Raw genomic sequence first — 19,820 nt, forward strand, 5'->3', positions numbered from 1 at the left:
TGTCGGTGCCGACACGGCGGTGAGGGTGAGCGAACCCCGTGCCGCAAGGAGTCGGCCGGGCGCTGGACCACCTTGCAGGAGCACAGATGCGCAGACTCAAGGCACCACCTGCCCTCGCCATCCTGGCGGCGGCCGCCCTCCTCGGAACCACCGCCCAGGCCGCGAACGCGGCGACCCCGTCGCCGACGGGCACGACGACCGCCGCGGAAGCTTCCGTTCCGGCCACCGTGGCGCCCGCTACAGAAACCCCCGCGCTCGTGGACGACCTGGCCGACCCGGTCGACGCCACGATCGCACCGGACAAGGCCGCCAAGGCCCACCTCGCGGGCCACAAGGACCGCTACAAGATCGCCGACCCGGCCGGCACGCTCACCACAGCGAGCGTCGACACGCAGGGCGCGCGGGAGACGGTCCGGCTGAACCAGAAGTACAAGGGCCTGCCCGTGTTCGGCGCCCAGTACGTGGTGCGGATGGAGAAGAAGGCCGGCAAGCGCGCGGTGACCGGCACGTCGGGCAGCTACTTCACGGACCTCGACGTCGACACGACGGGCACCCCGATGCCCGCGGACGTCGCGATCTCCCGAGCGGTCGAGGACGTGCGCAAGAGCCTGCACCCTGGTGCGGCCGTCGTGGCCGGCGCCCCGCGGCCCGGCACGACGCCCGACGCGGCCCATGCCGACCTCAGCGGCACCGACCAGGGGCTCGTGGTCATGCCGACCGGCACCGGCGTGCTCGCGCGGCGTGTGCTCGTCAAGGGCAAGGACGTCGTCACGGGTCAGCCCGTGCTCCGCGACGTGTACGTGGGCGCGACGAACGGGGTGACGCTGCTCAGCGTCAGCCGGATCAAGCCCTTCGCCACCGCGCAGCAGGCCGCCGCCCTGGCCGCCGGCGGGACCGCCGTCGCGCCGCGGGCCGTGACGCAGCCGTCCCCGTCGGGCAACGGCACGACGCCGGTCGTCGGCGAGGGCAAGAGCCTGCACGGCGGCACGGTGTCGGTCCCGCTCGTCCGGATCGACGACGCGAACTCCTACCTCATGATCGACCAGACCCACACCCTCCCCGACGGCCGGACGGTGCCGATCACCACCTGGGACGCTCGGGGCCGGGACTACTACGAGCTGCTCGACGGCCAGTTGCCCGAGGGCGTGGGACCGTTCGCGTCGCCATCGAGCACCCTCGGCGCGGACCTGACCGACGCCGGCGCCGTGGACGCGGCCTGGGACGCCGCGAAGGTGTTCGAGTGGTTCCAGGCGAAGCTCGGGCGCAACAGCCTGGACGACGACGGCATGCCGATCAACTCGATCGTCGGCATCACCTACGGTGGCTACCCGTTCGTGAACGCGTACTGGGACGGCACCCGCATGGTGTACGGCAGCGGCGACGACGAGTACCTGCCGCTGGCCGCCGACCCGGACGTCGTGGGCCACGAGATGACGCACGGTGTGGTGGAGAACTCCGCCAACCTCGTCTACGCCGGCCAGCCGGGGGCGCTCAACGAGGCGATCGCCGACTACTTCGGCAATGCCATCGACCTCGACGCGGCGGGCACGTCGATGTCCGACCCCGAGGCGGGCCTGATCGGCGGCGACCTCTGCCGCACCCTGGCGCCCACCAAGTGCGCCCTGCGCAACCTCGACGACGGCGCCACCACGGCGGACTTCCAGCACCTCATGGACACGCCGCAGATGGACGACGGCGGCGTGCACCTCAACTCGACGATCGTGTCCGGGGCGCTGTGGGACCTGCGCCAGGCGTTCGGTGGCGCGGTCGCCGACAAGATCGTCTACCGGGCGCTCACCGAGTACCTCACGCCCATGTCCGACTTCGTCGACGCCCGCGACGCGGTGCTCGCCTCCGCCAAGTCTTCCGGCCTGAGCCAGGAGGACCTCAAGGTGGTGCGGGCGGCGTTCGACTCGCGCGGGATCACCGCGAAGTGGAAGGCGGACCTGTACGGCAAGAACACCGACCTCCTGGTCGACCGGCTCAACACCGGGATGTACGTCGACATGACGGCGAGCATGGCCGGCGGCTGGTTCACCGTGCCGCGATCGGACGCGAACCACACCCAGCCGCCGTCGATCTGGGTGGGCCGTACCGACGGCAAGGTCGCGCCGTACCGGATCTCCCCGGACGACGGGAACATGCACAGCTTCCCGCACACCGACGGCAAGCGGGTCGTGTGGCTCTCGATCGAGGCGGACCCCGACTCGCCGACGTGGGAGACCAACCGCATTCTGTCCGCGCCCGTCGGCGGCGGGGGCGTCGAGGAGCTCTACAGCTCGCCGTACCGGATCGACGGCCTGGGCTTCGACGGCACCGTCGTCGCGTGGAGCCAGTACGAGCCGACGCAGGGGTACCGCGACGTCGTGCGCTACCTGCAGGGCAGTTCGCGGACCGTCCACACCCTCGCGCACCCCGACTGGCTCGGGAACGCGACGGCGCCGAGCGTCAAGAACGGGAAGATCTCCTACGTCCGGTACGAGGACTACGCGCAGCCCGACGCCAACGGCATCTGGTGGTCGCTGGGCGTCGAGGTGTACGACGTCGCGATGGGGACGACGACCTTCGCCGGCGGTGACCCTGGCGCCGAGACGATGAGTTACCCCCAGGTGTCCGGCACCGGCGTCGCCTGGGTGATCAACCGCGACTACGGCTCCTACGTCGACGGCCAGTGGAGCCAGGGGACGTTCAACGACTCCGTGCGGCTCTTCGACTTCGCCACGGGCACCAGCCACGTGCTCTTCGAGGAGAACTCGCCGCAGGCGATCCGCGCCGACGTCCTCACGCTGTCCGACACGACCCTGACGATCACCGAGGAGGCCCCCGTGGACCTCTGGCTCGGGACCGGGGGCTACCCGGACAACTCGCTCAACCCGAAGCTCAGGCAGTACACCTTCAACGGACAGTACGTCGGTCCGGCGTCGTGCAGCCCGGGCGCGCAGATGTTCGCGACGGCGGGCGCGGGGCGCGAGGTGATCTTCATGGACTCGTCGGCGGGCGGTTTCGGCCTGGCGTACGCGAAGGGCGCCAAGTCCTGCAAGTGAAACGCTGCTAGGGGAGCGCGATGCACGACGGCGCGCCGGGACCTGCCACAAGGAGGTCCCGGCGCGCCGTCGTCAACGTCAAGCCCTGGTGACCCTGGGTCCTCACGCCCGAGCGCATCTCCAGCGCTGGAGCCTGACCTTCATGCGCTGGCCGTGAGCCGTGAAGGAGGCGCGGCTGCGGGTGCCGGACCGGCAGGCTCTGTGCGGCGTCCCGTCCCCACCGACTCCTTCAGCCACCCCCGCTCCGCGGCCAGCAGCGCGATCTGGAACCGAGTCCGGGCGCCGAGCAGGGAACCCGCATCGCTGACATGTTTCTGCACGGTACGGCGGCTCACCTTGAGCACGCGGGCGATCGCCTCGTCCTTCATCCCGGATGCCATCATGTGCAGGATCTCCCGTGTCCGCTGGTCCGGCTCCACGGTCGTCGGACTGCCCTTCGGGGCCGGCCCGTCGTGTCGGCTCGCCAGCGACACCGGTTCGGCGCGCTCCCACACGCTCTCGAACAGCGCCACCAGCGCCACCACCAGCGCAGGCGAGTGCACCACCAATGAGCCCGCCGCCGGGCGATCCCCGCGCACCGGCAGCAGAGCCGCCGCCCGGTCGAACACCACCAGTTTCACCGGCAGCCGTGACGCCAGCCGAAGTTCCCCGCCCTGACCCGTCCCGCGCAGCGCCGTCTTGAGCGACACGGCGTCGGTGAAGCCCTCCGTCTCGTACACCGACCGCATGCGCACCCCGGACGCCACTCCCGGCTCCCCGACGGACGCCTTCGTGGCCGTCACATACGGTGGCTTGGCCAGATGCAGTACCTCGACCGAACTGCCCTTCAGCAGCTGACCGTAGCGCGCCGGCACCTCATCCTCGCGTTCCAGCACCTCCACCAGGTGTGCAGCGCGCGGCCCGGACACCGCCTCGTACACCTCGTGAAGCCGCTCCACGAGGCCCTCGACGCGGGCCAGTTCGGCCCGCCGCCGGGCCAGCAGGGCGCTGAGCGATGACCGTGGAGGGCCGGCCGCCCATCGCGGTGCCGTGCCGTCGATCTGCAGCACCAGTGCGGACTCCGTAAGGTGCCGCAGTGCTTGGTCCGCCTCCGCCGGGGACACCCCGACCGCCGCCGCCACCTCGGTGGCGTCCGCCGACCGCACGGCCACCAGGTGCTCCAACACCCGCCCGGCCAGTGGATCCAGACCGGTTACCGCCCACGGGCTGCCTGCAGTTCCGTCCATAGGTCCTGACACTCCTGTGGTCTGAGCTTGTTCCGCCCTCGGCGGAGACCATCGATGTGGTGGTCAGGCCGCCAGTGCGGCCTCGTGGTCGGCGGGACTGCGGTGGCCCAGGCTGCTGCGCAGCCGGTGCAAGTTGTACCAGCCTTGATGGCAACCGAGGACGCCCGTACCAGCCGATGGACGTCCGTGAGCCGCCCCTGAGAGGCTCAGCGTTGTCACTGTCGCCGCCGCGCCCCGACCGCGCGGCTACCCGCCGGCGGTCGGGGCAGGCGTGCGCCCGGATCCGGTGCCGCGGTCGTGCGGGCGCGTCGGCTCTCTTGACCGGCAACTCGCTGCTTTACTATGATACTAGTAAAGCAGCAAGGGGCTACCGTGTTCGTCTTCCGGCTCGACACCCACTCCGGCGTGCCGCCGTACCTGCAACTCGTCCAGCAGGTCCGCCAGGCGGTGCTGCTGGGCTTTCTCCAACCCGGTGACCGCCTCCCGCTCATCCGCGAGGTGGTCGAGGACCTGGCGATCAATCCGAACACCGTCGCCAAGGCGTACCGGCAGATGGAGCAGGAGAACCTGGTCACCGGCCGGCCCGGCCAGGGCACGTTCGTCAATGAACAGCAGTCGGCCGCGATGTCGGCATCGACGTACACGTCGCTGCGCCGCGGCCTGGCGACCTGGTTGCGCCGCGCCTACGCGGCGGGCCTCGACGAGCAGGCGGTCAACGCGCTTTTTACTTCCGTCCACCAGCAGACGAGGAATGAGGACGTGGCGTGACAGCGACCGAGTTCGCGCTGAGCACCGACGGTGTGGGCAAGCGGTACCGGAAGGGCTGGGCGCTGCGCGACTGCACCCTGGCCCTGCCGGCGGGCGGCGTGATCGCCCTGGTCGGGCCGAACGGCGCGGGCAAGACCACGCTGCTGCGCCTGGTCGTCGGGTTGCTGGCACCGAGCACCGGCACGGTGGAGGTCCTCGGCCACGACGTCACCGCCAGCACCCCGCAAACTCTGTCCCGGGTCGGGTTCCTGGCCCAGGACCACCCGCTGTACAAGCGCTTCACCGTCGCCGAGATGCTCCGCTTCGGCCGGGCCTGCAACCTGCGGTTCGACCAGGGGCTGGCCGAGCGCCGGCTGGCGAAGCTGGGCATCCCGCTCGACCGCAGGGCCGGTACGCTATCCGGCGGGCAGCAGGCCCAGGTCGCGTTGGCTCTGGCCCTGGCGAAGCGGCCGGACCTGCTTGTCCTCGACGAGCCGGTGGCCAGCCTCGACCCGCTGGCCCGGCACGAGTTCCTGCAGGTCCTCATGGGCGCGGTGGCCGAAGGCGGGGTGACCGTCGTGTTCTCCTCCCACGTCGTGCACGAGCTGGAGCGCGTCTGCGACCACCTGGTCGTGCTTAACCACGGCCGGGTCACGCTCACCGGTGACATCGACACCCTCCTCGCCGAGCACCGGCTGCTCGTCGGCCCGCGTACGGCCACCGACCTCGACCGGGCCGGCGCCGTCGTGGAGGCCGTCCACAGCGACCGGCACACGACCCTGCTGGTACGCGACGGCGCGATCCCGGCCGCGCCTGGGTGGCAGGCCCAGCCGGTCGCGCTGGAGGACCTGGTGCTGGCGTACCTGCGCCGGCCGTCCGAGCCGAGCGATGCGGTCACGTCGGGGGTGGCGGCATGACGTGGTTGATCTGGCGCCAGCACCGGACCGAGGTCTGCGTCCTGGGTCTGCTTGTCGGCATGTTCGGCATTGCCCTGCTCGTGCTCGGGACGCAGGCCCACGACCTGTTCCCGGGCGGTCCCGCCCGGTGTGCGGGAGAGGCCGGTATCAACGAGGCCTGCGCGGCCTCCTTCCGCCGGCTCGACGAGGAGTACGGGTACGTCGAGAACCTCCTGGCGGGCTTCTATCTGGTCCCCGTCGTCATCGGTGCGTTCCTCGGTGCGCCGCTGCTCGCGCGCGAACTGGAGGACGGCACCTGGCAGCTCGCCTGGACGCAGGCCGTGCCGCGGATGCGCTGGCTGGCGGCCAAGCTCGCGGCACTGGCCGGCGTCACCGTCACGCTCACCGGGATGTTCACCGCGGTGCTCACCTGGTTCCGTCAGCCATTCGACGCGTGGGAAGGGCGGTTCCAGTACGACGCCTTCGACCTGGAGGGACTTGTTCCGGTGGCGTACGCGCTTTTCGCGTTCGGCGTCGCCACCGCCGCGGGGGCGATCCTGCGGCGCAGCCTGCCCGCGTTCGGCGTCGCGTTCGGGGCGTTCCTCGCCGCCCGGATGCCGGTGGCGCTGTTGGCCCGTCCCGCGTACGCCACCCCGCTCACCACCATGGAGCCGGTCCCCGTCGGCGGCTCGAAGGACCAGGCGGGGCACTGGCCCGTGCCCAGCTTCGCTGACTGGATGATCGAACACGGCTACGCAGACGCCACCGGGCGCAGGCTGAGCTGGACCGAGTACTACGAGCTGGAGGGCGCCGCCAACCGGGCCGGCACCAACCTCAACCAGTTCCTGCACGCGCGGGGCATCCAGCAGTTCGGGGTCTACCACCCGGCCGACCGGTTCTGGACGTTCCAGCTCATCGAGACGGCCCTGTTCGTCGCCGTCGCGGCGGTCCTGATCGGTGTGGTGGTGTGGCGGGTACGGCGCCGTATGATCTAGTGCCCTGACCACAAACGTTCACGGTGTTGGTTGACACGCTGTTCGGCTTGTCGGCCGGGCGGCGTGTCGACGTTCACGCTGTGTGGATGGCAGAGCTGGGCTTCCCCCGGGGGTGTGGACACCGGGTCATGCCGCGATCGGTAGCAGCGTAGTGGGGTCGTGGGGCTGCGGTAGCCGAGGGCGGAGTGGCGACGGCGGTGGTTGTAGAAGGCGATCCAGCGGAAGATGTTGCGTCGGGCGTCGGCCTCGCTGTTCCAGCGTCGATGGTCGACGGCCCGCTGACGCCAGCCGGGAGGTCTTGCCGAATCGACGTATGGCTCTGGCCGCTGCCGTCCTAGGTGGCACCGGTGCACCAACTGCCGGATGAGGTCGTCGAGGAAGTCGGGCGAGGGCGGGCGCCCCCTCTTGCCGCCGTCGTGCGGTCCGCCGCCAGTCGCAGGTGGTCAGGGTCAGGTAGCCGCCGACTGGGTCGAAGACCGCTCGGAGCGGCGCCGGCACTTGCCGGACGCACACCGTCGAGGTCGGTGCCAGGGGTGCGCCGTGGGCGAAGACGTACAGGCGTAGCACCAGAAACCGCCCGGCTCCGGCGAGTCCGGAGGCGCTGAGGTAAACGGCCTGCTCCCAGCCGATGCTGGCGGACGGCTGCACAGCGTGCAGGACGAGGATGGCAGCTGAGGTGACCAGATAGGCGGCGGTGGCGGAGCCGGCGGACTGCAGATGCTGGTGCCATCGCGCGCGCCGACCGGCGCCGAAGGTGAACCGGGCGTGCAGTTCCGTGCCAAGCAGCGTGGATATCGCGGTGATCAATGCGTTGGCGGCCGCCCATGGCATGAGCGTGGCCACCACCGGCACTGCGACACTGGAGGCGAGCCCGACACCACCGCCGAGCAGAACGAACCTGGCAAATGAGCCTAGTGTGCTTCGGTTCACCGGTCGGTCCTCGGATGCTCCGGGTGACTTCGGCAGGAGCAGCGACGTGATCTGCTCACCTTCACGCACTCGTGCAAAGCAGCGGCGAATGGGCTTCAGCATCGACGGAACGGTCGAACCGGAGCAACGTCTTCTTCGACCGGCTTGCCAGCGCCGCTGCGGCAGGCAGCCCTCGCCGGTGGCGGTCAGCCGCACCATGCCGGTCATCTGCCTGCTCATCACAGCTCTCCTCGCCAGGACAGCGGAGATCGAGGCCGGCGTGTCGAACTTCGGCATCACACTCTCCATCGGACGGTCGTCATTTCGTGCTCGGCGGCTCGTGTGTCCGCCGTGCACACTGACCATCGCTACCGCCGCTGACACCGCCCTATCAGCGCGCTGACACGGAGGCTCACCCACATCGACCCGATGTCAGCAGCGTGGAGCGGCGGCGGCTTCACCCAGCCCGTGTACGACGTACTCCACGCCGCCCTCCCCGCAACACCCGAGGACAGCCGATACCGCGACGGCTTGAGCCGGCCCTAGCGTGCCGAGCCTCCGGCAGTTGACCCTGCCTGACGGAGTGCCCGCGTAGGTAGGCGATGATCGTGGGATGGGTATTCCGGGATCCCTGCGCGAATCTCTGCACGATCCGGCGTTCTGGGCGCGGTACACCTTCGCCGCAGAGGACGGCCCCGGCGCCGATCGGCTCGGCGCACTCGAAGAGCTGCTCGATGACGATGACGATGACGATGACGATGACGAGCGCGAGAATGCGCAGAACGTCACCTTCGACGTCGGCGGTGGCCATCTCATCTCGCTGGATGTCGACACCCGGCTCGGCTCGTACGAATTGGGCATCACCGGGCCTGGTTCCGTCGAGTGGGCTGGGCTGGGGTGGGACGATTTGGCGCACTGGCACCCGTACGCGCTGCGCTGGTCGGAGCTCGATCTGATCTGCCGGGCAATCGCCGTGCGAGACCCGTTGTTGTCGCACCCCGGGGTGCCGATTGCCTTGCTATGCCGGTTCGCCGCGGTCTTCGAGGACGACGACGTGGACACCGCCGTTGCCGTAGTGGACGCGGCGTACGGCGTACTGCGGCCCCGGGGCTGGGACGGCTACTGGCCCAGTGGCGCCGACTGGCTCGAACGCACAGACTTCCGCGGTCAGAAAGTGGTCTGGCACCGCGACGAAGCAGGCAACCTGTGGGCCGAACAAGACGACGACCACGACGCCGACTTCTACAGCACACGGGTAACGCCGCCGGCGGGGGGCGAGGAGCATTTCCCGCATACCCGGCTCAGGGATCTGGTGGCTGCGGCCGCGATCACGGTAGCGACCGGGTCCCGCCCCTAACCCCTGGAAGCGGCGCCTTGCAGGCGCGGGCACCCGGGCGCCGACGAAGGGGCTCGCACGTCGACCGTACGCCAGTGCCGCTATCCGGAAGCCCGCAGATCATCAGCGGGCCCCGGAGGTCGATGAGCAAGTCCGGTCGGCGAGTGTGGAGATGCTCGTCGGGGTGCACCGTCGGCACCGGTACAGGGGATGTCTCTCAACACCGTCGCCTCGTGCTCGCCTGACGATCCAGGGGACCTGCGAGCTGGCGACATCGTGGTGAGCCGTTCGGTGCTGGTGGCAAAGGCATGGGCTGAACGCTGCTGGGATACCAGCGCAAGCCGCATTCCGCCACGGGAGTGGAGGACTTTTGAGTGGTGAACGCGCTTGGCCCGCTAGCCAGATCCCGGTACCCCCGTACCCGCTTCATCGAACTGCCTTGCGGTATCCCCTCTTTGGCACGGGCGTGCGTGGGGGGATCTCCGTCAGGCTCCCTCGCGCCGCATCTGCGGCATGGGAATTGTCGCGTGTACGGGTGGACGCGACCGTGGTTGATGACCTTCAGATCCATGTCCAGGGACGGAGGGCCATCCACAGGCGCCCCCGCCAACGGGCCCGCCGAGGATGAAGGAAGAGCTCAATGTCCTCCAACGCAGTGATGGCGGCACCACCGACATAAGGGGCCGATCGAACACGGCGAAGGGCGGCAACTACTCGAGTTTCCTCCAGCTGGCCGTGAACCCTCGCCAGATGGCCCAAACATGTGGCGGCCAGGGCCCTCACCTGGCGATCCTCGTGATCGAGTAGCTCAAGATAGAGTCCCTGCAGCTCCTGCCAGTCCCCGTCGCCGTACAGCACGGCACCGACCATCGCATCCAGTGCGCTGGAAAGCTCGCCGCGATCAAGCGCCCCACGCACCTCAGCCGGCGTCGCCGGCGGCGGGTTGTGGAACACACGATGCTCATGGCTCATGGCAACATCCTTGCTCACCTTCGAGCGATGGCCGCCAGGACAGACTCACCCTGGCAGAGCACCCGCAGGCCGAACACGTGCGCCGAAATGTCGGGCGCGTCGGCAGAGGCCTGCCAGTGCCCCTTGTCGTTGTCGCTTCAGCGGAGGGTCGTCCTCGGTCGGCGGGATTCCGCCCGGCCGGCGGCATCGGTGCGTGTGGTCGGGTTCCACTGGGAGGAGCCAACAGCGCAGTTGAACCGGCGAGCGTGAGCGGACGGATCTGCCTGCCTTGCGGGTGGCGCACCCGAGAGGTCAGGACGAGAAGCCGTCGACCACGGCGCGTCGGCTGGTGGCCGCAAACCAGCTGCGGACCTGGGGGCGGCTGGTCAGGAACAGCAGCGCGACCACCACGAGCGCCTTGGCGACGTTGACCGCTCGGATCCACCAGGGGAACGGCTGGAGCAGGGTCAGACCGGATACGAGCAGCACGACCACCGAGACGTAGACCACCTGCCGGTACGCCTTGCGCTGGCCCTCTCGCAGCCCGTGGATCACCCACAGGTAGGCGAGCGCGACCAGCGCCACGGGCAGCACGCGGGACCACGCCGACGAGCGCAGCGTCTCCCGGGCGGCGGCCAGGTCGGTGCCGGCGGGCAGGTCGAGGTGGGCGAGCTGGTAGTCCAGCAGCTGCTCCTGGAAGGCCAGCATCAGGCCGGCGAGCAGGGCGCTCAGGGCCAGGTTGGCGAGCATGAGCACGATCATGCGGCGCACGTGCGGCGGCGTGGCCGTAGCGGCGTCGGGATCGGTGGCGGGAGCGTCCGGTGTCGTCATCGGCAGGGATCAGATCACACGCCGCCTTCCCGCGCTGCCCCGGTCTCCCGCCCGTCCCGCTCACCCTGTGAACTACCCGGCGATTGTGCCCAGCGTTGCCGGCAAGCTCCGCCGCCGACGGCACACGGTCCAGGTGGACGAGCCAATGGGCCGCGGCACCGAACTGGAACGGCTACTGGACGAGATGGCCTTCCGGTGTCCGCAGCTACGGCAGGCGGTGGAGTGGAACCGCAAGCAGTCCAGGCGAACCCGCGACCGGCGCCGAGTGGTGAACGCGATTGATCTGCGCCCTACCCTCCTCTCGCTCTGCGGCCCAGCAGTCGCCTCGATAGGGACGGCTACGCGCCGGAGCTCCGACGAGGTCCAACCAGAGGACGAACGAAGCGGTGCAGGTGGCGCGGGTCCTAATCCATCGCGCTGCGGCGTTGCTGTTACCGGCCGCTGGGACCTTCCGCGCCACGGATGGCGAAGGGCCGGCTGTCGAGGCCCGGTTCGCCGCACCGGGTCGGAGCCGGATACCGGACTTGGAGTGTTTCAACTCAGACGAGTGCGGAGGCTGCCAACCCTGTCTCCTCTGCCTCAAGCCGGACGCGCACCCACCCGAGCCCGGTGTCGGCGAGGGCTTGTGCCAGGCGCCGCACGAGCAGCTGTGCCTGCCGCCCGTCGGTGTCAATTTCTACGTCCAGGTGCCACCGCCCGTCGCCCGTGCCCGCGCCCGTGACACTTCCCTCGTCACCGAGAGTCTGCTCCAAGAGGTCTTCGACGTCGTCTCGATCGACCGCGTCAGGAAGTGGCCGATCTCCAATGACTTCGATGAACATGCGAGGGACGATAGTTGACCCCGCATCGCCAGCGCCGTAACCGTGACCCATCGGGCCAGGCGGGCGATACCGACCAGGACTGAGCTTTGACCTCTTTCCCCGACAGATGCTCCGATCAGCCAGGGAGTGAGGCGCGGACGCAAGCTCGACCGTTGGACCGACGACGATCGAGGCGGGCGAGGACGGAAGTCCCAGCCAGCCTTCGACGTTCCGTAGCCTGTGATCGTTGCTCGTGCCATCGGCGTGCCATTAGCCTCCGCTCGGAGGTGAGCGACCTGGCAGCGACTCTGGCTCGAGACGAGGCGATCGCCCTCGTGGAGCGGATCATGAGGGGTGACTACGTGGACGACGCTGAGCTGGGCGGGTGGCTGCACCAGCTTGAGCGCGACCTCGCCTGTCCGGGCGGCAGCGTCTCCGACCTGATCTTCTGTAGTGACCCCGAATTGACGGCTGCTGAGGTGGTGGACCGGGCCTTGGCCTATCAGCCGATTGTGATGCGGTCCACGCCGTGGACGTAGCCGCCGCGGAGCACAAAGCCTCACACTTCCCCGTTCCTTGGCCTTCCTGCGGCCTACGCCAAGGCCATGGAACGACTCTGGAAGGAAGCCGTTCCTGGTGAAGACGCACCGCGACTCATTGTCCGGGCAGCCGCAGACCTCTGGGGCCAAGGGCGTGAGTCAGATCGACGAGCATCTGACGGGCCTGCCGAATGACGCTGGACCCGGCACCGTTGTTGAACCGGCTCGCCGTCCTACTCGGCTGGGAGGGATCGGCAGACCTGGAGTTCGATTGGCCAGCCCTCGAGGAAGCCGCTGGCCACCCCTTTCCCAAGGACTACCGTCGGTATGTCGAGCGCTTTCCACCCGGCGACATCGGCTTCCTGAAGGTGCTTCACCCCCTTCGGTGGGGCGCAACGGAGGACTTCCTCACCTACGCGCGGAACTGGCATGACGTCATGAACGAGAAGGCGGAGCTTGCCGGGGGGGTCCGCTACCACTTCGGCTCGTCCCCAGGCGACCTCCGAGTATGGGGAACGGTGAACCTCGACTATCTGCTCTGCTGGCGTCTGGACGGAGGGCCTCCCGAGCAGTGGCCGACGGTGGTTTGCGACACGGCCATGGCGGACCCGCCGGAGCGCTACGCCGGCACCGTCACCGAGCTGCTGGTCGACCTCGCTGAGGCACGGAACCCGTTGCCGGTGATCGGGTACGTGACTGAGATTGAGGGAGCGCCGCATGACGAAGGGCAATGCCGCAAGCTGCACCTGGCGGGCCTGTCTGGGCAGTACAGCCTTCCGTGCAGCCAAGACCACCCGCTGACACCGACGCCACCCGACATCGGCAGACCGGCTGAACAGGGAAGTGACACCTGACCAGCCGTCCACGATCTTCTGCTAAACCCATGGCTGGCCCAGGCAGGAATGGGGCCGTCAACCGCGGTTCGACCCCGGTATCCAATCTCCTATCCCGCGTTCCCACGCCAATTCCCCGTCTTGGACAACGGCCTTCAGGGGATCCGGCGCCCGGGGATAGTCGTAGGGGATTTGGTGAGCCAAGCCGACAGCTCGGCCTTCCAGCAGAGCCAACATCTCCATCAGCAGATCGTTCAGGCTATCCCACGCCAAACCGAACGGCCCTTCGACCTTGTCGAACTCGAATATCCGCCCGTACGGTGGCTGCGGATGAGTATCGAGGACAAGGCAGCCGCCACAGAGATCGTTTCCGAACGCGATCCAGGTCGGCCGCCAGGAATTGCCCCAGATTGATGCTCTCTGCACGCTGTCGCGTGCCATCTGTGAGCAATCCATCATGTAATAGCCCGGCGGAAGCAGGTTAATGCCGGTGACACCTCGTGCGTCGTCGGAACCGTTGAAGTTCAGGAGCAGTTCCACCAAATCAGGTGGAGGTTCTGTGCCCAATTCCGAAGCAAGCTCTGCCAGCACCCGTTCGTCGGCTGGAGAGTTGATCTTTTCGAACGTGAGAGGCGCGTGCTTCCGTAACCACTCGGCGATCTGCGTCCATAGGAGAGTGATCGAGCCCGGCATGGCTCACCAACCTAGCGTAGGGAGCCCGCTCCCACCGGCCGTGCCAGAGGGCTCGACTTGAGGAGCCAGTGGCGGGAGCCACCGGGGCGAACCGAGCCGGACGAGCCCGGACCGATCCAGTTGCCGAGGGCGCGGCGACCACGGCGACGCGGACGTCGCCGAACGGCATGCGGGGACGACGGTTGTACCGCCGTCCGTACCAGTCGACACGCGGGAGCGAGGAGGGGCAGCAGCGGACAGAACATCTCCCGGTGTCCGCCCGGCCTGGCATGGTAGAGGGATGTGCAGGAACATTCGCGTGCTCCACAACTTCGAACCGCCGGCGACCGACGATGAGATCGAGGCCGCCGCCATCCAGTACGTCCGCAAGGTCAGCGGCACGACACGGCCGTCCGCGGCCAACGAGGAGGCGTTCGACGAGGCGATCCGCGCTGTCACGGCGGCCACCCGCACCCTGCTCGACAGCCTCATGACGAAGGCGCCTCCCCGTGACCGCGAGGTGGAAGCCGCAAAGGCGAAGGCGCGCGCCGCCGAACGGTACGGCCTTCGAGGATCAGCCTCTGCCTGATGGCGCCCGATCCGGCCACGGTGTGTGGCGACTTCGTGCGTCACCGCGCCGTCGGGAAGACCATGGCCATTGGCTCCCTCCCCGGTGAGCGATCGTGAGGAACCTCGTCCCGCACGGGTTGACGTCGACGAAGAAGGGGGCGTCGTCACCGATGCGGGTGACGGTGAGTCGAGTGCCATCCCCATCGACCCCACCGCAGCGGCGCACCGTCCTGGCCTTCGCCGACGCTCACGCCCATCTGGCGCGGGTCGGGGTGAGGGATGTGGTGAGAGCCGGCGGCCGCAGTCTCGGTCGAGGCACGCCCCAGGACGCGCCTGTCAACGGCGCCGAGCACGACCATTGCCTCGTCAGCGAGGGCGGAACCCCACTGACGAGGCAATGATCACCGGAGTGCCCGGTAGCGCCTGACTACTGCTCGGCGACCGTGATCGTCGCCGTGCGGTAGTTGTTGCGCTTCTCGTTGTTCGACGGGTCGTAGTTCTGCTCGATGTTGCCGGCGCTGTCGACCGAGAACCAACGGAACGTGGTGGTCTCGGTTACGTGGAACACCTGCCCCGGCTCACGGAACTCCGTCGCTGCGTAGCGCGGCGACTCGAGGGTGGGCCGACTGCCGTCCGTCGTGTAGTAGATGGTGGCCGGCTCGCTGGTCTCGAAGCGCACGTCGACGGGCCCGGAGTACTTCCCGCCGCCGGGAACAAGCTGGGACGTGGGCTTCTGGTTGTCCTTGCCCCACTCCGCCGCGATCCGGAACATCTCCATGATGCCGTTGGCGTACTCCAACGTCTCGGAGTGGCCGCTGACCAGGTCCGGGTCTCCCACCCACGCCGGCTGGAACGAACCGCCCTGCCAGTTGCCGGTGGCCGGGTTGTAGATCGAGCCGCCGACCTCCCAGCCGAAGGCGTAGATCCCGTAGGTGTGGTAGAGGTCCTCGCGCACGTTGCCCGCGGAGGAGTAGAGGACATCCGATGACCCGCCGACGTTCTCCGGCGTGACGACGGTCTGCCGGTGCGCCTTGACCTGCGACAGGATCCTGGCGGCCGACTGCCAGTAGAACGCCTCGTCACCCAGCGGCGGACGCGGCGTGGTGATCCGCCCGTCCGCGATGTAGGCGCCCGGCTGCCAGAACAGCTGGCCGCCGTTGGAGTGCACCGACATCATGAACTTGATGTTCGAGTACTTCTCGACCAGCCAGATGATGTTCTTCGACTCAGGCTCCGACAGCTTCTCCGGTCCCTGGTAGGTGTCGCTGACGCAGCTGTTCGACCCGCCCGAGTAGCCGTCGTGAGCCGACCCGACCCGATAGTTCCGGTTCAGGTCGACGCCCCAGGAGTTGCGCCGGGCCGGATCGGCGTTGTCGTCCGCGCAGTGGTTCGTCATGTTCCGACGCTGTGAGGCGAAGTTGTAGAAGCTGTAGTTCGCCCCGTCGGGGTTGTTGGACAGGATGAAGAAGACGTCGGTGTTGTCGACGATCTTCTTCGTCTCCCAGTCGGACTTGTAGTTGTGCACCAGACGCTCGGCCGACTCCAGGCTGGTCGTCGCGGGCACCCATTCGCGGGCGTGGTCCTGCGCCTGGATCAGCACACCCGGGTTCCTGCCGTCGCGGTGCTTGCCGATCCGCAGGACGGGGATCGTGGCCGGACCACGCGGCACCTCGCCCTCCGGCGCGCCGACGCGCTTCTGGTCGAGGAAGTCGGTCAGCGCGACCGGGCCGGAGGTCGCCGCGACGATGCCGGTGCCCGCGTTGGTGCGATACGGGTGCGCCCGGTCGATCAGGCCCTGGGACTGGCTCTCCAGTGCCGCCGCCACCTGTGCGGCCGTACTCGCCAGCCCACCGGAAGCGTCCTTCGCGAGGAGGACGCGGACCGCCTTGCCCGCAACCTCGACCCCGAGCGGCAGGTTCGCCCCCGGCCGGTTCACGAACTCGACGGTGATGTCGTTGCCGCCCTCGTGGCCCCATGCCGCCGAGCTGACGACGACAGCACCCTGCCCCGTGCCGCCGATCGTGGCCTGCGCCTTCCGCTGGTAGCCGTTCGTCTTGTTCGGCAGGTAGACGATCTCGGCGATGTCCGGGTACTGGCGGGCGATCTCCTCGGCGCGGCTGAAGAGCTGCTGCGGGTGTCGGTAACCGTCGACGAAGTCCCACTTGTAGGCGGGGTTCGCCGTCAGCGGCGGCGCGCCGTCCTCGAGCCAGTTGGAGACGTAGCCGGTGGCGACGCCCCCCGTCGAGCTCGTGACCCGGATCTGGCTCGGGCGGGCGTCGAGCTTGAACAGGTTCCGGTGGAACATGTACTGGCCGGAATCGACGAACCGGCTCATTGTCCGGGCAGAGCCGAACGAGGTGCCCGAGCCCGAGTCGTTCTCGAGCTGCATCGTGACGATCGGATTCGTCTGCGCCCCTTCGGTGGTCCGCGCCTCGACGTAGAGGAAGCCCTGGCCCTTCGTCGTGAACCAGTCGGCACGGGCGATCCGTACCGTCTCCTCGTGAGCGAGCGGCTGGACGGCCTGCGCGCGGATTGCCTGGAGGCCGCCGTCGGCCTCCTCGCTCCAGGCGAAGCCCTCGCCGTCGCCGAGGATTTCGACGCCCAGCGCCTCGAGTTCGGCGACCTGCTCGGCGGTCGCCACCGCCTCGCCTTCGATGCCGGTCGGTACCCGCCTGAGACCGTGTTCGAGGTCGAAGCCGGCGGCGACCACCTTGTCCAGCATGTCGGCGCCGGTCAGATGGATGCGGACGAGGCGTGCGGCCTCCGGAACCTCGAGGCCGGATCGTCCTGAGCCTGCCATGGCTGCCGACCCGGCGGGATCCGCCCCCGCGGGCCCGGTTGCCATGAGGACGCTTGCCACCAGGGTGGGCACCGCGAAAAGCGCAATGCGTCGTCGTATGTGTCGCATTCTCCCCTCCTTCTGCTTGCGACGTGCGGTTGACGTGGTGGCCGGCCCGGCTGCGGGTCGGGCCGGCCATCCGCGACGGCCGTGCCGAGCTCGCGCAGGGTCGGCCCGTGGGCGACGGTGGTCGCCGCCGTAACGGGTTCGGGGAGGACCGTGAGAGAGCTGGGTGCGCTGAGCGTATGCAGCTTCTTCGCTTCGAAGGATTGGCCGAACTGGATTTGAGCATTACTTGAGGCGCAGCTGGGTGCATGTCCACCTCCGTCAGGCGCACCGATCCCGGTGCGCCTGACGGCCGTAGTCGACCGCGACGACAGTCGCCGCCGCGAGCCGCCGCGCCTGCGCGTCATGCGTGTCGAGATCTCCCAGCACGAACCGCCGCCCTCGGAAGTAGACGACCACAGGTGCACCGTGCTGCCCGGGTCCGGAGACATTGCCTCGGTCACAGATCGGGCCCGGGCCTGATCGCCGTGACGGCCGCGGCGAGGACGATGCCGAGGCTCCCCAGTTGCACCAGGGGAGCCCACATCGGGGCGCGTACCGTGAGCAGCCCGCCGAGCGCCGCGCCTGCGATCAGCCCCAGGAGGGTGAAGACGCTCTGCGCGACGTCACGCAGTCGGTGTCCGGAGGTGAGCCGTGCGATCACGGTGGTGAGCGTTCCGGTGAGATAGGTGGTCGACAGCCCCGCCACCCCGAAGCGCTGTACCGTGCTGCTCTGGATGCCGAGCGCGAGCGCGTTGAGCACCAGCAACGACAGTTGCAGCTGTCCGGAGGGGTGACCCCCGCTCCACCACCAGCCCACCGCGTAGCCGGTGAGCACCCCGCCCTCGACGACCAGCGCGCGGGTCACCGCTGGGGGCCAGACCGGATCCCCGGACCTCGGGGCGCCGGCGATGCGTGTGCCGAGCGAGCAGCCGAGGATGAAACAGACGATCGCCGCCCCGGTGTGCAGGGCCAGCGCACCGTCGGCCCCGGCCAGGGCGACGCCGAGCAGGACCATGTTGCCGGTCATCACGCTGGTGAAGGCTCCGCCCAGCGCCAGAAACCCGATGGCGTCGGTGGCTCCGCTGTTCACCGCCAGTACGACGGCCAGCCCCTCCCGCCACCGACGCTGCTGGTGGCTGCTCCGCGCCGCTGGCGGCGTCCACCTGAATCGGCGCGGATGCGCGCTGTTGATCGTCGGCATCGGCTCACGATGACAAACCGGCCGACCGAAAAGCCGTGGGCTGTCTGCACAGAAGACCACGGCGAACGATGTGCATCTTGACCGTGGGGCGCTGGTCGTCAGCTCCCTAGCGTTGATGGCACCCCAGGGACTCCCGTGACGCCACGCCGAGCTGCCGGGACCGCACCGACGCACCACAGAGAGAGGCGACCAGATGACCGAGCTGCTCTCCCGCGACAACTTCCGTGCTGCCCTCGAGGACGCGATCAAGGGCAGGGAGGCCAAGAACGCGTCGTTCAGCCAGGCATGGGCCGACGGCAAGCTGCAGCGGCACCACTTCGCGCGCTGGGCAGAGAACCACTACCACTACGTGGGCCCGTTCGCCGACTACCTGAGCTACGTCTACGCCAACACCCCCGATACCTGCACGGACGCCAAGGACTTCCTCCTGCAGAACATGTACGAGGAGGAACTGGCCGACATCCGCCACACCGACCTGCTGATCCGCTTCGCCGAGGCGTGCGGGACGACACGGGAGCGGATCGAGGACCCGAACAACATGAACGCGGTGACCCGCGGCCTCCAGGCATGGTGCTACGCCACCGCCATGCGGGAGCACTTCGCGGTGGCGACCGCGGCGCTGGTCGTCGGCCTCGAGTCCCAGGTGCCGAGCATCTACAAGAAGCAGATCGTCCCGCTGCGCGAGGCGTACGGCTTCACCGAGGACGAGATCGAGTTCTTCGACCTGCACATCACCTCCGACGAGGTGCACGGCGAGCGCGGCTACCAGATCGTCCTGGACCACGCCAACACGCCCGAGCTGCAGCAGCGAGCGCTGCAGTTCGTCCGCTGGGGCGCGGAGATGAGGTTCTCCTACACCAAGGCGCTCTACGACACCTACGTGGCGCCGGATCTGATCAGCGCCTGATCGAAGCCGCCGGACGGGTGGGTCCACTGGTTGGCCCACCCTTCCGGCATCTGCGGGCGGAGATCCGCAAACCGCTTCAGACACGGAGGGAGTCGGGAGTGAGCGAGCCTAACCCCGTCGAGTGGGTGCCCGTCGCCGAGCTGTCCGAGCTCGCGCGCCGCAAGAAGAAGCAGGTGGTTGTCGGCGATACACCGATCGCGCTGTTCCTCGTCAACGGCCGGGTCTTCGCGTTGCACGACGTCTGCGTTCACAAGCAGCGCTCGCTGAGCAAGGGAACCGTGCTGCACGGGCGGATCATCTGCCCCGGTCACCAGTGGTCCTTCGACCCGGCCACCGGCGAGGCGGCGGACCAGGTTGAATGCCAGCCGACGTACGACGTGCGGGTGGAGAACGACAAGGTCTACGTCGACCCGCGACCGCGTCCCGGCCGCGCGGACGCCGGCGCCGCCCCGTACACGACCACGGCTGCGGGGTGA

20 protein-coding genes are annotated in these 19,820 nt (G+C 68.8%); 10 read left to right on the top strand and 10 right to left on the bottom strand.

Annotated elements, in window-relative coordinates; translation table 11 throughout:
- Nucleotides 1-86 precede the first annotated feature (86 nt).
- Nucleotides 87-3,044: a M4 family metallopeptidase gene (locus tag IEY96_RS17780; RefSeq protein WP_189195916.1), complete on the top strand. Its 2,958-nt coding sequence runs from the start codon at nucleotides 87-89 to the stop codon at nucleotides 3,042-3,044.
- Between the two features lie 140 nt (nucleotides 3,045-3,184).
- Here the strand turns inward: IEY96_RS17780 and IEY96_RS33165 are convergent, their stop codons facing one another.
- Nucleotides 3,185-4,210 (bottom strand): helix-turn-helix transcriptional regulator, encoded by a 1,026-nt coding sequence (locus IEY96_RS33165; protein WP_268247155.1) that lies wholly within the window; start codon nucleotides 4,208-4,210, stop codon nucleotides 3,185-3,187.
- A gap of 432 nt (nucleotides 4,211-4,642) precedes the next feature.
- Here IEY96_RS33165 and IEY96_RS17790 point away from each other — a divergent pair, with 432 nt between their 5' ends.
- From IEY96_RS17790 to IEY96_RS17800, 3 genes are read left to right on the top strand one after another with little or no spacing between them, the layout of a single operon-like run.
- On the top strand, nucleotides 4,643-5,038 hold the full coding sequence (locus IEY96_RS17790) for a GntR family transcriptional regulator (RefSeq protein ID WP_053656509.1): 396 nt from the start codon (nucleotides 4,643-4,645) through the stop codon (nucleotides 5,036-5,038).
- Nucleotides 5,035-5,934: an ABC transporter ATP-binding protein gene (locus tag IEY96_RS17795; protein ID WP_189195918.1), complete on the top strand. Its 900-nt coding sequence runs from the start codon at nucleotides 5,035-5,037 to the stop codon at nucleotides 5,932-5,934. Before IEY96_RS17790 ends, IEY96_RS17795 begins: the two co-directional genes overlap by 4 nt.
- Nucleotides 5,931-6,908, top strand: coding sequence for an ABC-2 membrane transporter-related protein (locus IEY96_RS17800; RefSeq protein WP_189195919.1), 978 nt, complete (start codon nucleotides 5,931-5,933; stop codon nucleotides 6,906-6,908). Before IEY96_RS17795 ends, IEY96_RS17800 begins: the two co-directional genes overlap by 4 nt.
- Here the strand turns inward: IEY96_RS17800 and IEY96_RS33375 are convergent.
- Both IEY96_RS33375 and IEY96_RS33380 read right to left on the bottom strand, forming a co-directional pair.
- Nucleotides 6,905-7,135 (bottom strand): hypothetical protein, encoded by a 231-nt coding sequence (locus IEY96_RS33375; RefSeq protein WP_373293603.1) that lies wholly within the window; start codon nucleotides 7,133-7,135, stop codon nucleotides 6,905-6,907. The two genes, IEY96_RS17800 and IEY96_RS33375, sit on opposite strands and share 4 nt — an antisense overlap.
- Complete coding sequence (locus tag IEY96_RS33380; protein ID WP_373293605.1) at nucleotides 7,035-8,114, bottom strand: GtrA family protein; 1,080 nt, start codon at nucleotides 8,112-8,114, stop codon at nucleotides 7,035-7,037. Before IEY96_RS33380 ends, IEY96_RS33375 begins: the two co-directional genes overlap by 101 nt.
- A gap of 316 nt (nucleotides 8,115-8,430) precedes the next feature.
- Between IEY96_RS33380 and IEY96_RS17815 the strand changes: the two genes are divergently transcribed.
- Nucleotides 8,431-9,174, top strand: coding sequence for a hypothetical protein (locus IEY96_RS17815; RefSeq protein WP_189195920.1), 744 nt, complete (start codon nucleotides 8,431-8,433; stop codon nucleotides 9,172-9,174).
- A 540-nt stretch (nucleotides 9,175-9,714) separates the two neighbouring features.
- Here the strand turns inward: IEY96_RS17815 and IEY96_RS17820 are convergent.
- From IEY96_RS17820 to IEY96_RS17830, 3 genes are all read right to left on the bottom strand, one after another.
- Nucleotides 9,715-10,125, bottom strand: a complete 411-nt coding sequence (locus IEY96_RS17820; protein ID WP_229791665.1) for a hypothetical protein — start codon at nucleotides 10,123-10,125, stop codon at nucleotides 9,715-9,717.
- Between the two features lie 291 nt (nucleotides 10,126-10,416).
- On the bottom strand, nucleotides 10,417-10,935 hold the full coding sequence (locus IEY96_RS17825; protein ID WP_189195921.1) for a hypothetical protein: 519 nt from the start codon (nucleotides 10,933-10,935) through the stop codon (nucleotides 10,417-10,419).
- 539 nt (nucleotides 10,936-11,474) lie between these two features.
- Entirely contained in the window at nucleotides 11,475-11,756 is a 282-nt protein-coding gene (locus IEY96_RS17830; protein ID WP_189195922.1) for a hypothetical protein, read from the bottom strand.
- Between the two features lie 266 nt (nucleotides 11,757-12,022).
- On the opposite strand from IEY96_RS17830, the gene IEY96_RS17835 reads away from it, so the two are divergent.
- Together IEY96_RS17835 and IEY96_RS17840 are read left to right on the top strand one after the other, a co-directional pair.
- Nucleotides 12,023-12,274 (top strand): e9imm peptide, encoded by a 252-nt coding sequence (locus IEY96_RS17835; RefSeq protein WP_229791666.1) that lies wholly within the window; start codon nucleotides 12,023-12,025, stop codon nucleotides 12,272-12,274.
- A 191-nt stretch (nucleotides 12,275-12,465) separates the two neighbouring features.
- The gene (locus tag IEY96_RS17840) at nucleotides 12,466-13,128 is read left to right on the top strand and encodes a hypothetical protein (protein WP_229791667.1); all 663 of its coding nucleotides are present in this window, start codon (nucleotides 12,466-12,468) and stop codon (nucleotides 13,126-13,128) included.
- 57 nt (nucleotides 13,129-13,185) lie between these two features.
- On the opposite strand, the gene IEY96_RS17845 is transcribed toward IEY96_RS17840, so the two are convergent.
- A complete protein-coding gene (locus IEY96_RS17845; RefSeq protein WP_189195923.1) occupies nucleotides 13,186-13,800 on the bottom strand; it encodes an SMI1/KNR4 family protein in 615 nt (204 codons plus the stop codon).
- Between the two features lie 280 nt (nucleotides 13,801-14,080).
- On the opposite strand from IEY96_RS17845, the gene IEY96_RS17850 reads away from it, so the two are divergent.
- Nucleotides 14,081-14,368, top strand: coding sequence for a DUF2277 domain-containing protein (locus IEY96_RS17850; protein ID WP_189195924.1), 288 nt, complete (start codon nucleotides 14,081-14,083; stop codon nucleotides 14,366-14,368).
- A 408-nt stretch (nucleotides 14,369-14,776) separates the two neighbouring features.
- Here the strand turns inward: IEY96_RS17850 and IEY96_RS17855 are convergent, their stop codons facing one another.
- From IEY96_RS17855 to IEY96_RS17865, 3 genes are all read right to left on the bottom strand, one after another.
- A complete protein-coding gene (locus IEY96_RS17855) occupies nucleotides 14,777-17,149 on the bottom strand; it encodes a M14 family metallopeptidase (protein WP_189195925.1) in 2,373 nt (790 codons plus the stop codon).
- A 366-nt stretch (nucleotides 17,150-17,515) separates the two neighbouring features.
- On the bottom strand, nucleotides 17,516-17,653 hold the full coding sequence (locus IEY96_RS17860; protein WP_189195926.1) for an alpha/beta hydrolase fold domain-containing protein: 138 nt from the start codon (nucleotides 17,651-17,653) through the stop codon (nucleotides 17,516-17,518).
- A 40-nt stretch (nucleotides 17,654-17,693) separates the two neighbouring features.
- Entirely contained in the window at nucleotides 17,694-18,437 is a 744-nt protein-coding gene (locus tag IEY96_RS17865) for a YoaK family protein (protein WP_189195927.1), read from the bottom strand.
- 193 nt (nucleotides 18,438-18,630) lie between these two features.
- Here IEY96_RS17865 and IEY96_RS17870 point away from each other — a divergent pair, with 193 nt between their 5' ends.
- Complete coding sequence (locus IEY96_RS17870; RefSeq protein WP_189195928.1) at nucleotides 18,631-19,344, top strand: iron-containing redox enzyme family protein; 714 nt, start codon at nucleotides 18,631-18,633, stop codon at nucleotides 19,342-19,344.
- A 98-nt stretch (nucleotides 19,345-19,442) separates the two neighbouring features.
- Nucleotides 19,443-19,820 carry a Rieske (2Fe-2S) protein gene (locus IEY96_RS17875; protein WP_189195929.1) on the top strand — a complete coding sequence of 126 codons (378 nt, stop codon included), beginning with the start codon at nucleotides 19,443-19,445 and terminating at the stop codon, nucleotides 19,818-19,820.

It is taken from the genome of Micromonospora fulviviridis, assembly GCF_014648395.1.
Classification (GTDB): Bacteria; Actinomycetota; Actinomycetes; order Mycobacteriales; family Micromonosporaceae; genus Micromonospora; species Micromonospora fulviviridis.

Bases quoted from the DNA above. Each gene is read 5' to 3' on its own strand.
- IEY96_RS17870 (WP_189195928.1), top strand. From the start codon at position 18,631: ATGACCGAGCTGCTCTCCCGCGACAACTTCCGTGCTGCCCTCGAGGAC.
- IEY96_RS17865 (WP_189195927.1), bottom strand. From the start codon at position 18,437: ATGCCGACGATCAACAGCGCGCATCCGCGCCGATTCAGGTGGACGCCG.
- IEY96_RS17840 (WP_229791667.1), top strand. From the start codon at position 12,466: ATGACGCTGGACCCGGCACCGTTGTTGAACCGGCTCGCCGTCCTACTC.
- IEY96_RS17855 (WP_189195925.1), bottom strand. From the start codon at position 17,149: ATGGCAGGCTCAGGACGATCCGGCCTCGAGGTTCCGGAGGCCGCACGC.
- IEY96_RS33380 (WP_373293605.1), bottom strand. From the start codon at position 8,114: ATGCCGAAGTTCGACACGCCGGCCTCGATCTCCGCTGTCCTGGCGAGG.
- IEY96_RS17830 (WP_189195922.1), bottom strand. From the start codon at position 11,756: ATGTTCATCGAAGTCATTGGAGATCGGCCACTTCCTGACGCGGTCGAT.
- IEY96_RS17825 (WP_189195921.1), bottom strand. From the start codon at position 10,935: ATGACGACACCGGACGCTCCCGCCACCGATCCCGACGCCGCTACGGCC.
- IEY96_RS17845 (WP_189195923.1), bottom strand. From the start codon at position 13,800: ATGCCGGGCTCGATCACTCTCCTATGGACGCAGATCGCCGAGTGGTTA.
- IEY96_RS17800 (WP_189195919.1), top strand. From the start codon at position 5,931: ATGACGTGGTTGATCTGGCGCCAGCACCGGACCGAGGTCTGCGTCCTG.
- IEY96_RS17820 (WP_229791665.1), bottom strand. From the start codon at position 10,125: ATGAGCCATGAGCATCGTGTGTTCCACAACCCGCCGCCGGCGACGCCG.
- IEY96_RS17815 (WP_189195920.1), top strand. From the start codon at position 8,431: ATGGGTATTCCGGGATCCCTGCGCGAATCTCTGCACGATCCGGCGTTC.
- IEY96_RS17780 (WP_189195916.1), top strand. From the start codon at position 87: ATGCGCAGACTCAAGGCACCACCTGCCCTCGCCATCCTGGCGGCGGCC.
- IEY96_RS17850 (WP_189195924.1), top strand. From the start codon at position 14,081: ATGTGCAGGAACATTCGCGTGCTCCACAACTTCGAACCGCCGGCGACC.